Source organism: Ciceribacter sp. T2.26MG-112.2 (genome assembly GCF_900492205.1).
Classification (GTDB): Bacteria; Pseudomonadota; Alphaproteobacteria; order Rhizobiales; family Rhizobiaceae; genus Allorhizobium; species Allorhizobium naphthalenivorans_A.
In genome coordinates, this window is record NZ_UEYQ01000006.1 from 29,299 (window position 1) to 42,666 (window position 13,368).

At 63.9% G+C, this 13,368-nt stretch carries 13 protein-coding genes and 2 tRNA genes; 8 read left to right on the plus strand and 7 right to left on the minus strand.

Annotated features, from left to right (window positions below):
- The first annotated feature begins 124 nt into the window (after positions 1-124).
- Entirely contained in the window at positions 125-1,243 is a 1,119-nt protein-coding gene (gene ald, locus DYZ14_RS11470) for an alanine dehydrogenase (RefSeq protein ID WP_154720811.1), read from the plus strand.
- Between the two features lie 115 nt (positions 1,244-1,358).
- On the opposite strand, the gene DYZ14_RS11475 is transcribed toward ald, so the two are convergent.
- The 5 genes from DYZ14_RS11475 to DYZ14_RS11495 form a co-directional block, all read right to left on the minus strand.
- Positions 1,359-1,832, minus strand: coding sequence for a DUF1203 domain-containing protein (locus tag DYZ14_RS11475; RefSeq protein WP_154720812.1), 474 nt, complete (start codon positions 1,830-1,832; stop codon positions 1,359-1,361).
- Positions 1,833-1,987: 155 nt separating this feature from the next.
- Positions 1,988-3,421: a 3-mercaptopyruvate sulfurtransferase gene (gene sseA, locus DYZ14_RS11480; RefSeq protein ID WP_154720813.1), complete on the minus strand. Its 1,434-nt coding sequence runs from the start codon at positions 3,419-3,421 to the stop codon at positions 1,988-1,990.
- A gap of 20 nt (positions 3,422-3,441) precedes the next feature.
- The gene (locus DYZ14_RS11485; protein WP_154720814.1) at positions 3,442-4,179 is read right to left on the minus strand and encodes an alanyl-tRNA editing protein; all 738 of its coding nucleotides are present in this window, start codon (positions 4,177-4,179) and stop codon (positions 3,442-3,444) included.
- A gap of 5 nt (positions 4,180-4,184) precedes the next feature.
- Positions 4,185-5,225: a cysteine synthase A gene (locus DYZ14_RS11490; RefSeq protein WP_154720815.1), complete on the minus strand. Its 1,041-nt coding sequence runs from the start codon at positions 5,223-5,225 to the stop codon at positions 4,185-4,187.
- Between the two features lie 200 nt (positions 5,226-5,425).
- Positions 5,426-6,886 carry a cryptochrome/photolyase family protein gene (locus DYZ14_RS11495; RefSeq protein WP_154720965.1) on the minus strand — a complete coding sequence of 487 codons (1,461 nt, stop codon included), beginning with the start codon at positions 6,884-6,886 and terminating at the stop codon, positions 5,426-5,428.
- 293 nt (positions 6,887-7,179) lie between these two features.
- On the opposite strand from DYZ14_RS11495, the gene DYZ14_RS11500 reads away from it, so the two are divergent.
- Positions 7,180-8,106, plus strand: a complete 927-nt coding sequence (locus DYZ14_RS11500) for a diguanylate cyclase (protein WP_195949929.1) — start codon at positions 7,180-7,182, stop codon at positions 8,104-8,106.
- A 116-nt stretch (positions 8,107-8,222) separates the two neighbouring features.
- Here the strand turns inward: DYZ14_RS11500 and DYZ14_RS11505 are convergent, their stop codons facing one another.
- Together DYZ14_RS11505 and DYZ14_RS11510 are read right to left on the minus strand one after the other, a co-directional pair.
- Entirely contained in the window at positions 8,223-8,447 is a 225-nt protein-coding gene (locus DYZ14_RS11505) for a hypothetical protein (RefSeq protein ID WP_115670196.1), read from the minus strand.
- A 149-nt stretch (positions 8,448-8,596) separates the two neighbouring features.
- Positions 8,597-8,671 (minus strand) — tRNA-Asn (locus tag DYZ14_RS11510).
- A gap of 161 nt (positions 8,672-8,832) precedes the next feature.
- On the opposite strand from DYZ14_RS11510, the gene DYZ14_RS11515 reads away from it, so the two are divergent.
- The 6 genes from DYZ14_RS11515 (at position 8,833) to DYZ14_RS11540 (ending at position 13,288) form a co-directional block, all read left to right on the plus strand.
- Positions 8,833-9,120, plus strand: a complete 288-nt coding sequence (locus tag DYZ14_RS11515; RefSeq protein ID WP_154720817.1) for a hypothetical protein — start codon at positions 8,833-8,835, stop codon at positions 9,118-9,120.
- Between the two features lie 140 nt (positions 9,121-9,260).
- Positions 9,261-9,334, plus strand: a tRNA-Cys gene (locus DYZ14_RS11520).
- Between the two features lie 176 nt (positions 9,335-9,510).
- Positions 9,511-9,840, plus strand: coding sequence for a hypothetical protein (locus tag DYZ14_RS11525; RefSeq protein ID WP_154720818.1), 330 nt, complete (start codon positions 9,511-9,513; stop codon positions 9,838-9,840).
- Between the two features lie 141 nt (positions 9,841-9,981).
- Entirely contained in the window at positions 9,982-10,653 is a 672-nt protein-coding gene (locus tag DYZ14_RS11530; protein ID WP_154720819.1) for a protein-L-isoaspartate O-methyltransferase family protein, read from the plus strand.
- 252 nt (positions 10,654-10,905) lie between these two features.
- The gene (locus tag DYZ14_RS11535) at positions 10,906-12,291 is read left to right on the plus strand and encodes a TolC family outer membrane protein (protein WP_154720820.1); all 1,386 of its coding nucleotides are present in this window, start codon (positions 10,906-10,908) and stop codon (positions 12,289-12,291) included.
- A 148-nt stretch (positions 12,292-12,439) separates the two neighbouring features.
- Positions 12,440-13,288, plus strand: coding sequence for a PopZ family protein (locus tag DYZ14_RS11540; protein ID WP_154720821.1), 849 nt, complete (start codon positions 12,440-12,442; stop codon positions 13,286-13,288).
- The last annotated feature ends 80 nt before the right edge of the window (positions 13,289-13,368 follow it).

A 13,368-nucleotide genomic window follows, 5' to 3' on the forward strand; every position in this document is an offset into this window, starting at 1 on the left:
ACGCAATTCTCTGCTAAAAATTCCGTCAGGCAAGCGGAATTTGCAAGGACATTGTCCCAGCTCCGATGTTTCAATTCGCGCCTTGATCAATGCCCGGCCTGAAGCCGGCACGAGAGGAACAAAGATGCGCGTTGGCTGCCCGAAGGAAATCAAGAATCACGAATATCGCGTCGGTCTGACGCCAGGCGCGGTGCGCGAATACGTGGCGCACGGCCACGAGGTGCTGATCGAGACGGGCGCGGGCGCGGGCATCGGCGCGGACGACGGCGCCTATATCGCCGCCGGCGCCAGGATCGCCGCATCGGCCAGCGATGTGTTTGAAAAGTCCGACATGATCGTCAAGGTCAAGGAGCCGCAGCCGAGCGAATGGGTGCAGTTGCGCGAAGGACAGATCCTCTACACCTACCTGCACCTCGCCCCCGATCCGGATCAGACCAAGGGGTTGGTCGAAAGCGGCGTCACCGCCGTCGCCTATGAAACCGTGACCGACGATCGCGGCGGCCTGCCGCTGCTCGCGCCGATGTCGGAAGTGGCGGGTCGTCTCGCCATCCAGGCGGGTGCGACCGCCCTGCAGAAGGCCCATGGCGGTTCCGGCATCCTGCTCGGCGGCGTGCCCGGCGTTCTTCCCGCCAAGGTCGCCGTCATCGGCGGCGGCGTCGTCGGGCTGCATGCGGCCCGCATGGCAGCCGGTCTCGGCGCCGACGTCTCTATCATCGACCGCTCGCTGCCGCGGCTGCGCCAGCTCGACGATCTGTTCGCCGGCCGCGTCCACACGGTCTATTCGACAATCGACGACCTGGAGCGCGAGGTCTTTGCCGCCGATCTGGTGATCGGCGCGGTGCTCATTCCCGGCGCCGCCGCGCCGAAGCTGGTCACCCGCGACATGCTCTCCGGCATGAAGGAAGGCTCCGTCATCGTCGACGTGGCGATCGACCAGGGCGGCTGCTTCGAGACTTCGCACGCCACTACCCATTCCGATCCGACCTATGTGGTCGACGGTGTCGTTCACTATTGCGTGGCCAACATGCCGGGCGCCGTTCCGGTCACCTCGGCACATGCGCTGAACAATGCCACGCTGATGCATGGGCTTGCGCTCGCCGATCGGGGCTTGCGCGCCATTGCCGAGGACCGGCATCTGCGCAACGGCCTCAATGTCCATCGCGGGCGCATCACCAACAGACCCGTTGCCGAGGCGCTGGGCTATGAGATGCACGCGCCGGAACTCGTGCTCAACGTGGCCTGATCGCGGCTCTTGAGTTTCTTCCCGTTTCCCCGGCGTCAGGTCACCGATTGCCGGGGAACGGACACAAGGGGCTGGCCTTTCCCATCAGTCCGGCCCCTTTTTTTCGTTCTCGTCTTCAGGCCTGGTCGATCCGGCACTGGTAGCAATTGTTGCGCGCCGAGCGCACATGGACATAGGCGATCTCAGGATTTCCGAGGAGTTCTCGCGCTCGGTCCTCGACCTTCTCCCGCAAGACGACGGCGCCGGTGCCGTAGATGATGCGGTCGTCATGACCATAGCCGCGCAGGATGAAGTCCGGGCTCTTTGTCAGCACCGGCGGCATGACCTCGCTTGCGGTGTAGCGCGGGCAGGGCTCGCCATGCAGGAAGATCGGCCCGGTCTCGGCATAGGGCTGGAGCGACGGGAAGGGCCGGTAGGCGAGGGTGAGATAGGGGGCGCCGACGCCGATGAAGTCGAGGCAGTGGCGGCACGGATAGCCGTCCCCTTGGGTGAAGCGACTTTCGGGACTGAGCCCGTAGGCATCAGGCGCGCCGGCCCACAGGGCTTCGGCGTCGGAGGTGGGGATGGCGTTAAAGGCAATGGTCGTCATCGGGGTCGTCTCCGCTTGGATGCGACGACCATGCAGCCGACGGCGATGGCCGGCCACCCGATTCCTGCCGCGCGCCAAGGATTTGCGCCCCAGCGGCGCCGCGTCTTCATCAGAGAGCGCGGCGCGGAACTTGTTGCGGGGAAGGAGCCTTGCCCTTAGAGCGCCGCGCCATCGCGGCGCAACATTTGCAGCAGCTCGTGTTCGCTCAGCGGATCGACCAGGGCCTCATAGGTCTCGACCGGCGAGAAACCGAACTGCTGATAGAGCTGCAGCGCGCGCGGATGGTCGAGCGTATTTGTCGTGACGGAGACCTTCTGCGGGTTGGACTGCCAAGCCGCATAGAGCGCCTGGAGCAGGAACCATTTGCCGAGCCCCAGGCCGAGCGCATGCTCGAACAGGCCGAAATAGGAAAGTTCGACCAGTTCTTCGCTTTCCTGGCTGAGTTCGTAGAAACCCGCCGGTGCACCGTTCACGTAGAGCACCGAAATGGTGACCTTGGGCGCATGGATGATCGCCTTGAGTTCGCCTTCGCTCATCCGCAGGCGCTGGTACCAATGCCAGCGCGCGCCGACCTGCCGTTGCAGGAAGCGGTAGAACGGCACGGGGATTTCATGGGTACGCATGATCGCCGTCTGGATATTGACCGGGATCGGCAGGCTCGCCTTGGGCGGCGCCGTCATTTCGAGCCGTGTGACATGGGCGGTGAGCGGCCCATGCGCGGTGGTCGGCACGGTTTCCGCCGGTCCCGTCGCCACCGGCGTGTCGTCGCGTCCGCCCCATTCCGACCACGAGCCGTCATAGAGTGAATTGTCGGTGTGACCGAGCGATTCCAGGGCAAGCGTCACGACGGCGGCGGTAACGCCCGAGCCGCAGCTGGTAATGATCGGCTGGCTCAAATCGATGCCGGCCTCGGTGAAGATCGAACGCAGCGTCGGCAGGTCCTTGAGATGGCCGTTTTCCGAGAGCGAGGAGGCAGGAACGCTGCGGGCGCCGGGGATGTGACCGGAGCGCATCCCGGCGCGGGGCTCGGGCTCTTCACCGGTAAAGCGCCCGGCAGGCCTTGCATCGGCGATCTGGCGAATGCCACTTTCGGCAATGTCGCGCATCTCATTGAAGGAGGTGACGCGGCTGCGATCGAAATTATAGTCGAAGGTGACGGGAGCCGGCTCCGGAAGATCGGTTTCCAGAGGCCTGCCTTCGGCCTTCCAGGCGTCGATGCCGCCGTCGAGCACGTAGACATTGCGCGCACCCATGACGCGCAGCATCCACCAGGCGCGCGGTGCCGAGAAAAAGCCGGGGCCGTCATAGACGACGATGGTGTCGGTCACGGAAATGCCGAGCAGGCCCATTTCCTCGGCGAATTTGGCCGGAGAGAGCAGCGAATGGGGAAGCCCGGTGGTCTGATCGGCGATCGCGTCCTGGTCGAAGAAGACGGCGCCGGGAATGTGGCCGGAGGCATATTCGACCGCGCCGTTGCGGCCCTGGGCCGGCAGATACCATGACGCGTCGACGATCCTGAATTCCGGTGCGCCGAGCTGCTTTTCCACCCAGTCGGCGGATACGACGAAACGGCTTCTCTCCGCGGCCATGCACTTCTCCCCATGCTCTTTCAGGTCAAGGCCTCCGGGGTGCCGAAACGAATGCGGAACCGACGGTTCTCCTTGCCTTTTTTCTCGATTTTGGCGATGTGAATCGCCCCGACCTCCTGGGTCTCAGAGACATGTGTGCCGCCGCAGGGCTGGCTGTCAACGCTCGAATTCTCCCCGATGCACACCAGGCTGACGCGTCCCATGCCGATCGGCGGGCGCACGTTCTTCGATTTGACGATGGCGGGATTGGCGGCGAGTTCCTCGTCGGTGATCCACTGGACGAAGACGGGGTGATTTTCCTCGACGAGCCGCATCATGTCGGCCGTCACCTGCTCCTTGTCGATCGTTTCGCCCATGTCGAAGTCGACGCGGCTCTCGTCCTCGCCGACCGCGGCGCCGGTGATCGGATAGGGACAGACGACGGACAACAGGTGACAGGCGGTATGCATGCGCATCAGCTTGTAGCGGCGTGGCCAGTCGACATGCAGCACCAGCTTTTCGCCGATGGACGGCAGGGCTTGGCCCTCGGCTGGTTGGTGCAGGATGATGTCCTTGCTCTCGCCGTGGCGGGTGAGTGCGATCTCGATCTTCGAGCCATCGGCTCGTTCGAACAGGCCCGTATCGCCCGGCTGGCCGCCGGACGTCGCATAGAAGCAGGTCTGGTCGAGCTCGATCGCGCCGTCTTCATGGATCCGTGTGACGACGCCCTCGGCCGTGGCAAGATAGAAGTCGTCGCGGTAGAGGGCGGTGGTCGGCATGGGTCTCACTCTGTCGGTTCGAAGGACACCGCGAACTCGGTCTTTTTCTCGATCCAGGTCGGTACGGGCAACTGCTTGGAGCGCAGGAAGTCCGGATTGAACAGCTTGGACTGGTAGCGGTTGCCGTAGTCGCAAAGCACGGTGACGATGGTATGGCCCGGCCCGAGATCCCGCGCAAGGCGGATGGCGCCCGCGATGTTGATGCCCGACGAGCCGCCGAGGCACAGGCCCTCATGCTCGACCAGGTCGAACACGATGTCGAGCGCTTCGGCATCCGGGATCTGGTAGGCGTAGTCCGGCGCAAAACCTTCGAGGTTGGCGGTGATGCGGCCCTGGCCGATGCCCTCGGTGATCGAGGAACCCGAGGATTTCAGCGCGCCGTTCTTGTAGAATTCATAGAGCGCTGCCCCTTCCGGATCGGCAAGGCCGATCTTGACCTCGGGTTTCAGCCGGCGAAGGCCCATGCCGACCCCCGCCAGCGTGCCGCCGGAGCCGACGGCACAGATGAAGCCGTCGACTTCGCCGCCGGTCTGCTCGAAGATCTCGCGCGCGGTGGTGGCGATGTGGGCGTCGCGGTTGACGGTATTGTCGAACTGGTTGGCCCAGATCGCCCCGTTCGGCTCGCTCTTGGCGAGCTCGGCTGCGAGCCGGCCGGAGAGCTTCACATAGTTGTTCGGGTTCTTGTAGGGGACGGCCGGGACCTCGACCAGCTCGGCGCCGAGCAGCCTCAGCGCATCCTTCTTTTCCTGGCTCTGCGTCTCAGGGATGACGATCACGGTGCGGTAGCCGAGCGCCTTGGCGACGAGCGTCAGGCCGATGCCGGTATTGCCCGCGGTTCCCTCGACGATCACGCCGCCGGGCCGCAACAGGCCGCGCCGCTCGGCATCGCGGATGATGAAGAGCGCCGCGCGATCCTTGACCGACTGGCCGGGATTGAGGAATTCCGCCTTGCCGAGGATGGTGCAGCCGGTCGCCTGGGATGCGGCCTTCAGCCGGATGAGCGGCGTGTTGCCGATCGCCTCGAGAACGGATGGATGGAATGTCATCGGATCTGCCTTCTCTTTGCCAGAAGATTAAGCGGCGACTTTTCCGGGCACAAGCGTTCAATGGCAAGGAAACGGTTTTCAACCTTTCGGTGGCTTGAGGAAAACCATGCCAGACGACTTTCGGTGCTCCGTCGCGCCGGTTTCACGACGGCAGGTTCGAACCTCTGGTCGCCAGGAGTTATATGGACGGCGGTGGCGGTTCAGGCGGCGTCGTCCGGCCGCGGGAGCGCCTGGTAGGCTGCCATGGCCCGGTTGCGGGCGGTCTTGTGATCGACGATCGGCAGGGGATAGGTCTCCCCAAGCTTCACGCCAGCGGCGGCAAGAAGGGCGGGCGGCGCCTCGAACGGCCTGTGGATGAAGGCGGCGTCGAGTTTCGCGAGTTCCGGCACGAAGGCGCGGACATAGTCGCCGTTGACGTCGAATTTCTCGCCCTGGCTGATCGGATTGAAGATGCGGAAGAAAGGGGCGGCATCCGCCCCCGAACCCGCCACCCACTGCCAACTGGCCGCATTCGACGCCGGATCGGCATCGACCAGCGTGTCGCGGAACCAGCGCTCGCCGTGACGCCAATCGATCATCAGGTTCTTGATCAGGAATGAAGCGACAATCATCCGTACACGATTGTGCATGAAGCCCGTCTGCCAAAGCTGGCGCATGCCGGCATCGACGATCGGATAGCCGGTCTGCCCGCGCTGCCAACGCTCAAGAAGGTCCGGCGCATCCTGCCAGGGAAAGGCGTCGAACCGCTCGTTCCAGTTCTTCGTGTCGAGTTCAGGGAAGTGATAGAGCAGATGGTAGGAGAAATCGCGCCAGGCGAGTTCCTTGCGGAAATGGACCACGTCTTCGGTGGCCATGCGGTCGGTCATGCCGCGCGTCGCGTGCCAGACGGTTGCCGGCGAGATTTCGCCAAGCGCGAGATGCGGCGAGAGCATGGAGGTGTGGGGTAGCGCCGGATAGTCGCGCCTGGCCTTGTAGCCGGAAAGGCCCGTGTCGATGAAGTCTTCAAGCCTTTGCCGGGCACCGGCCTCGCCAGGCGTCCAGACGGTGGAAAACGCTTTCGCCCAGTCCGGCTTGGTCGGTAGCAGCTTCCACGTCTCCAGCCGTTCCGACGCGGGCCAGCTGTCCGGCGCGGCAAGACGGGCGGGCGCGGGGACCGGTTCTGCGGGTTCTCCTAAGGCCTCGAGCGCGCGCCAGAATGGCGTATAGACCCGGTAGGGTCCGCCGGCGCCGGTTTTCAGCCGGGACGGTTCGTGCAGGAGCTGGCCGGCGAAGCTGCGCACGGTCAGGCCGCTTCGGGTCATTTCTTCCTTGAGTGCCGAATCGACCGCGATCCCGGCCGGATCATAGCGGCGGCTCCAGAACACCCTGTCGGCCGCGGTCTCGGCGATCAGCGCGCCCAAAACCTCGTCGGCGGGGCCTGCACGCAGGATCAGCCGGCTGCCGGCCTGTTCAAGGGCGCGGTGCAGCGCTTGCAGGGCGTGGTGCAGCCACCAGGCCTGCGCGGCGCCGAGCGGACCGTTTCCCGCCTCGCGGGGCTCCAGAATGTAGACGGGGATGATCGGGCGTCCGCACTCGGCCGCACAGGCCAGCGCCGCATTGTCTTCGAGCCGCAGATCCTTGCGGAACCAGAGGATGATGGGCGCGCTCTCGGAATTCGTCATCATATTTCACCATGCTGCATGCGTCTTGAAAGGCCTTACGCTGGAAGGCCCCGTCAGGATCACGTCGCATGCCGACAAAATGCATAGGTCAGTCAGACGATCGGGAAAAGGGCGCCGGCGCCTGGGCCGGCCGGGGCGCCGGTCGCGATCGAAGCACGGCGCGCGAGACCTGTATCGCAATATCACGATATTCGTGTGTTCTTCACCTTGGGGAAACCTCCCATGCGCTAAGGTTGGCCGAATGGGCACGGCGCCGGGATGCGCCAGGCGATCGGAATAGCCGGGAGATGAGGATGGCAATCCCCAACATATCCGACGAATTCATGCGGATGGCGCTGAGGGAACTCGAGCAGGCCGCCTATCATCATGAGCAATGGGCAGAAAAGCTCCACGGCACTCTGGTCTGCCGGGCCGTGCCGGACGAGACGGACCTGAGGGCCGATGCCCACTGCCAGTGCCGCTTCGGCCAATGGTATTACCAGACCGGATCGATTGCGCTGAAGAACCACCCGGGCTTTCTGGAGATCGGCATCGAGCACGAGCGCATGCACAAATGCGCTGCGCACCTGCTACGATCCTCGACGGACGGCCGCGTGGTGGCGCGCGCGGATTACGAGCGTTTCGTCGGCGCTCTGAAGCGCATGAACCTCGAAATGTCCAGCGTCCGGGACGAGCTCCAGAGGGCCCTGTTCAATCTCGATCCCCTGACGGGAGCGCCGAGCCGTATCGGCATGCTGAGCGCCCTTCGCGAGCAGCAGGAGTTCGTCCGGCGCAGCCATGTCTGCGTCGTCGCCATGCTGGACCTCGATCACTTCAAGTCGGTCAACGACAATTATGGGCACATGGTCGGCGACACGGTGCTGGTCGAAGTCACCCGCTGGATCATGGCGCGCCTGCGACCCTACGACAAGATATACCGCTATGGCGGCGAGGAGTTCCTGATCAGCCTGCCGGACACCGACGCCGCCACTGGCAGCGAGATTCTCAACCGGTTCATCGAGGGGATCGCCGCCCTGCCGTTCGCGGTCGAAGGCAAGGCCGGGTTTAGCGTAACCGCCTCGGTCGGCCTGGCGGATCTCCATCCGCACCTGCCTGTCGAGCGTTCGATCGAGCGCGCCGACCGGGCGCTGTACCTGGCCAAGGCGCAGGGAAGAAACCAGGTCGTCGCCTGGGACGCTGTGATGGACGAAATGCTGGCGGGTCCCGAGAAATCGGCCTAGGTCGGGCTTGATCTACGACCCTGCGTCCGGCGCGTGCCGGGTGGCAGACGCCACGATGTGGTGGCGCCGCCGAACCTGTCACGGGGAACGAATGCCCCCGCGGGTCAATGCCGCTGTCAGGACGCGGCCGCGATCTTTGACGCCGGCCTGGTCTGGCCCTTGATCATCTGCATGATTTCGACGGCGCTTTCCCGGACGAACAGGCGGTGCAGTTTCTCGGCGACAGGGGCGGTCGTGAGCAGGCAGGTATATTTTTCCCGTTCGTACCAGCGAAAATCGACGACATTGTCCATGTTCACAAAGAAGGGAAAACCGTCCCCGTCATGAAGCTGGAGCCACATATGAATTTTCTCCTGATAGCGACCATTATGTCGGTGGAGATAACAGGCAAAAATGAAGACAGGGTTTCCGGGGCCACCGAAGAATCGTTTGGACGCGATAGACATAAAGAAAAAGGCCTGCGCCGAAACAGCGCAGGCCTTGAAATGAATGGCTCCCCGGGCCGGATTCGAACCGGCGACCTGTCGATTAACAGTCGAATGCTCTACCGCTGAGCTACCAGGGAACAGCCGCTTGGCGCGGTGTGAGCGGGGTAATACAAATGCTCGTTCGATTTGCCAAGCGATTTTTCAAAAAAAATGTCACAGCCTTGCTTTATTCTGTGGGCATCCCATGTTTTGCCGGACCGGGCAGGCTGTGCTTTCCCAGGTTTTGCAAGGGATTTGAATGGCCAGCCAGAAACGCAGACACTACATAGACGCCGAGCGGGGCCGCATTGTGCTGGGCCGCTATGAGCTGCCGTTTCCGCGCACCAAGCTCGGTCGAGTGATGGCCGGATCCGCGTTGGTCGGCGGTGGCCTTTTGGGTTTTCTGCCGGTGCTCGGCTTCTGGATGGTGCCTCTCGGCCTGTTCGTGCTGTCCCATGATCTGGCGACTGTGCGCCGGCGCCGGCGTCGGCTGGCGATCTGGTGGCGCAAGCGCTATCCGACGGTCCATCGCGCCGGCAAGCGTTGAGCCGGTCATTGCCGCAGGCCTACTTGACGACTTCGCGGTCCAGCTTCGCAAAAATTCGCGAGCGAGGGGCGCCAAGCCCCTTGCGCTCCATCTCGATCCGTTCTAAACGCCGCCCACCACTCGCTTTTAAGCAAACGGACGGCCTCGTGGCGGAGTGGTTACGCAGAGGACTGCAAATCCTTGCACCCCGGTTCGATTCCGGGCGAGGCCTCCACTTCCTTCTTCCCCCCCACCTCCACCTTTCAGAAGATCGACAGCGTCGCTCCGTGCGGCCAGATTTGGGCTTAATGGCTCTCATGGCCCGATTGGCGCAGTTTTGGCCGATCCGGCCCGTTGCGCGGGACCACCGCTCGGCTAGATCTGCTTCGGTATCAACCGGGAGCCGACACGATGCGCCAATTTGCTTCTCTTGCCCTGATCGCCGCCGCGATTTTCGCTCCGTCTGCGGCCTATGCGGAAAATCTGGCCTTCAAGCTGGAAAACAACACCTCCCGCATGATCGTCAAGTTCTATGCCACGCCGGTTGGCGGGGATGGCAAGCGCCTCGAACTTTTGAACAAGAAGGGCTTGTGGGCCGGCAAGTCGCGCAGCCTGACGATTGCCGACGGCACTGATGCCTGCGTCTACACCACGCGGGCGGTGTTCGAGGACGACAGCTTCTATGATGTGACCAACAAGGTCGATTTCTGCGAGTCGGACGTCTACTCGATCGAGGAATGATGGACGATGCAGCGGGGCAGGGCCTCGCCCTGGTCCTTGCCGAGGCGATAATCTGTTCCCATCGCGTCAACCCCGCTTGAAAGCGGTGCTGCCTCCAATTAAGACAGCTGACACAAACCGGCCGCAAGTGGGACGACTGACATGATGGATTTTGCCGCAGCACGCATCAAGATGGTGGACAACCAGATCCGCACGACCGACGTGACGTCCCATTCCGTGTTGAACGCCTTCCTGTCGGTGCCGCGCGAGGCCTTCGTGCCGGACAATCTGCGGCCGCTCGCCTATATCGACGAAGACATGCAGGTCGCACCCGCGGCAAACGGCCAGCCCGCCCGCTATGTCATGGAGCCGTCGCCGCTGGCCAAGCTCCTGCAGCTCGGCGCGATCACCAGGGACGAACTGGTGCTGATCATCGGCTGTGGCGCAGGCTATGCGGCAGCCCTTCTGTCTGAACTGGCCGGATCCGTCGTCGCCGTCGAAAGCGATGAGGCGCTGGCGGCAAAGGCGACGGCAACGCTTGCGAAGCTCGGTTGCGACAATGTGGCTGTGGTGACCGGAGAGCTGGAGAAGGGCTATCCGGCAGAGGCGCCCTATGACGTGATCTTTGTCGAGGGCGCGATCGAAGAGGTGCCGCAGGCCCTGCTCGACCAGCTGCGCGAAGGTGGGCGACTGGTCGCGGTGGTCGGTTACGGCAATGCGGCGCGCGCGCGGCTCTATATCCGCAGCGGCGGCTCCTGGTCCTATTCCGAATATTTCAATGCGGCGATCAAGCCGCTGCCGGGTTTCCGCAGGGCCGCCGAATTCGTATTCTGATCCGCTCAGTGGGGCATCACCCCGGCAGCAATCGGCCTCCGGTGGCGATTTAATCAGTTACGTCTGAAAATGTTGCCAAAGCGCAACGGTTCTCCGGTTTTTCCGCCCAGGCCGGGCGCTGCCGTTGCGGCTCGGGCCGCGACGGGTCATCAAGTCCGCATAGTTTGTTTTGATGCGCCGCCGTGCATGAAGCTGCGGCCGCGTATCGGGCGAGGCCTCCGGTGGCGCGCCCCTTCATATGTGGAGTGACCTGTGTCGTTCATTCGGAAAACCGCTCTCGCTGCCGCAATCCTCCCCGCGCTCGTCCTGCCGTCCGGGCCGGTATCGGCCGAGACGCTGTTCGGCGCCATGGCCAAGGCCTACGAGAACAATCCGGACCTCAACGCGGTGCGCGCAGCCCTTCGCGCCACCGACGAGAACGTCACCATCGCCAAGGCCGGCATGCGGCCGCAGATTGCCGCGACAGCCTCGGCGTCGACCACCCGGATCAACAATATTACCTCGCCGCCCAGCCCGAGCTTTGGCTACAATACGCAAAGTGTCGGCATTTCGATCACCCAGCAGATTTTTGACGGCTTCCAGACGCTCAACAATGTCCGGGCTGCTGAATCCGGCGTGTTCGCCAGTCGTGAGAGCCTGAGGGCCGAGGAGATCTCGATCCTGCTTGCCGCCGCCCAGGCCTATGCCGATGTCGCCCGCGACCAGCAGATCGTCGTGATCCGCAAGCAGAACCTGGCCTTTCTCCAGGAGCAGCTGAATGCCGCCAGGGCCCGCCTGGAGGTGGGCGAGGGGACTCGCACCGATGTCAGCCAGGCGGAAGCCCAGCTGGCCGGCTCGCAGGCGCTGCTCGCCGCGGCGATCGCCCAGCTGAAGCAGAGCGAAGCGGCCTATGTCCAGGTGGTCGGAGAGGCGCCCAAGGGCGTCAAGCAGCCGGCGCCCGCGACGAAGGCACTGCCACCAAGCGTCGATGCGGCGGTCGCCATCGGCATTCGCGAACACCCTTACGTGCTGGCTGCCCTCCACGCCGTGGATGCCGCCGGCTATCAGGTGAAGTCCGCCGAAGGCACACTTCTTCCTGGCGTCGTGGTCCAGGGCAATGTCGCGCGCAACTGGACGAACGAGCCGCCGTCATTCTCGAACCCGGATGCAACATCGGCCACCGTCTCGGCACAGCTGAAGATCCCGATCTATCAGGGTGGCGCCGAGTACGGCAATGTCCGCAAGGCGAAGGAAACGCTCGGCGAACAGCGCATCAAGGTGGATTCCGCCCGTGCCAACGTGCAGCAGCAGGTGACGTCCGCCTATGCGCAGATGGAAGCGGCGACCGCCGCGATTTCCGCCGCTCGCAAGCAACTGTCCGCCGCCAATCTGGCGCTGCAGGGCGTGATCGAGGAACGCAATGTCGGGCAGAAGACCACCCTCGACGTGCTGAATGCCCAGCAGACCGTGCTCGAGGCCAAGGAAAGCCTGGTCAGCTACCAGCGCAATTCCGTCGTGGCGAGCTATAGTGTGCTGGCGGCATCGGGCCGTCTGACGATCAAGAGCCAGGGGCTGGATGTGGCCGAATATCGCTCCGAGGAGCATTATGAGGCGGTCAAGGATGCCTGGTTCGGCCTGCGCACGGTGGATGGCCGCTGACCTCGCGGCCCGGTCCAACAAAGCTGTGCATCAGCCCCAATTAGTTGGGTCCGCGTGATTTTTTTCAACGAGCGAGTATCCTAAGGTGATTCGAAATCGGCCAGGCTGTCTGCCGCGTGCCGATTGTCGGGGACCAACGGGGATGAATATGGCCCAGCCAAGTGTAGCGCGTGAACCGTCCATGGAAGAGATTCTGGCCTCTATCCGCCGGATCATCGAAAGCAATGATCCCGGCGGCAGCCAGTCGGTTTCCTCTTCCCTGCCGCCGGTCTATGGCGACGATGCGGATGAGATCGATAGCGATGTCCGGTTGACGATCGATGACGAGGATGCCTATGCCGCAGCCGAAATGGTGGCGGCGAATGATGCCGGTCCGGTGCCGGGCCAGGCTCCCGTTGCCCCCCAGCCCGCGGTCGAGGGCGATCGGGCGAAGAATATCTCGCTCGCCGATCTTGCCGCGCGGGTTCGCTCCGCTTCCGAAAGGGTCGAGCGTCCTTCTTTCATCGAGACCGCGCTCGCCGAGCCCGCCGTTCAGGCGCCGCGCGCCGAAAATCCGACCATGACCGGCCGCATGGCCGATCTGCGGGCCGCCGCCGATCCGCGCCCGGCAGAGCCGCGCGTGGAAATGGCCAGCGTACAGCCCGACGCCTACGCCAACGAGAAATCCGAGTTTGAGGCGGCGGCCATGGCGGATGTAGAACAGGCGGCTTTGGCTGTCGTCCAGCCGGAAGCAGAACCCGTTCGCGCGCCGGTCCCGTCCGAGAACGGGCAGGACCTGAGGACGCTGGTATCCGCAGCGACCGTCGAGCAGGTGTCGCGCTCCTTCGGCGAACTCGCCGCCGTCCTCGATGGACAGCAGCGTCGCTCGCTCGACGAGATGGCCGAGGAAATGCTCCGTCCGATGCTGCAGGAATGGCTGGACGACAACCTGCCGACACTGGTCGAGCGCCTCGTGCGGGAAGAAATCGAGCGCGTGGCCCGCGGCCCGCGCCGCTGATTTTCCGGCCCGTTCCGGCCATGAGCCGCTCCGTCGCCGGGGCGGCTTTTTTATTGACTCACAATCGGCCATCCTGTTTA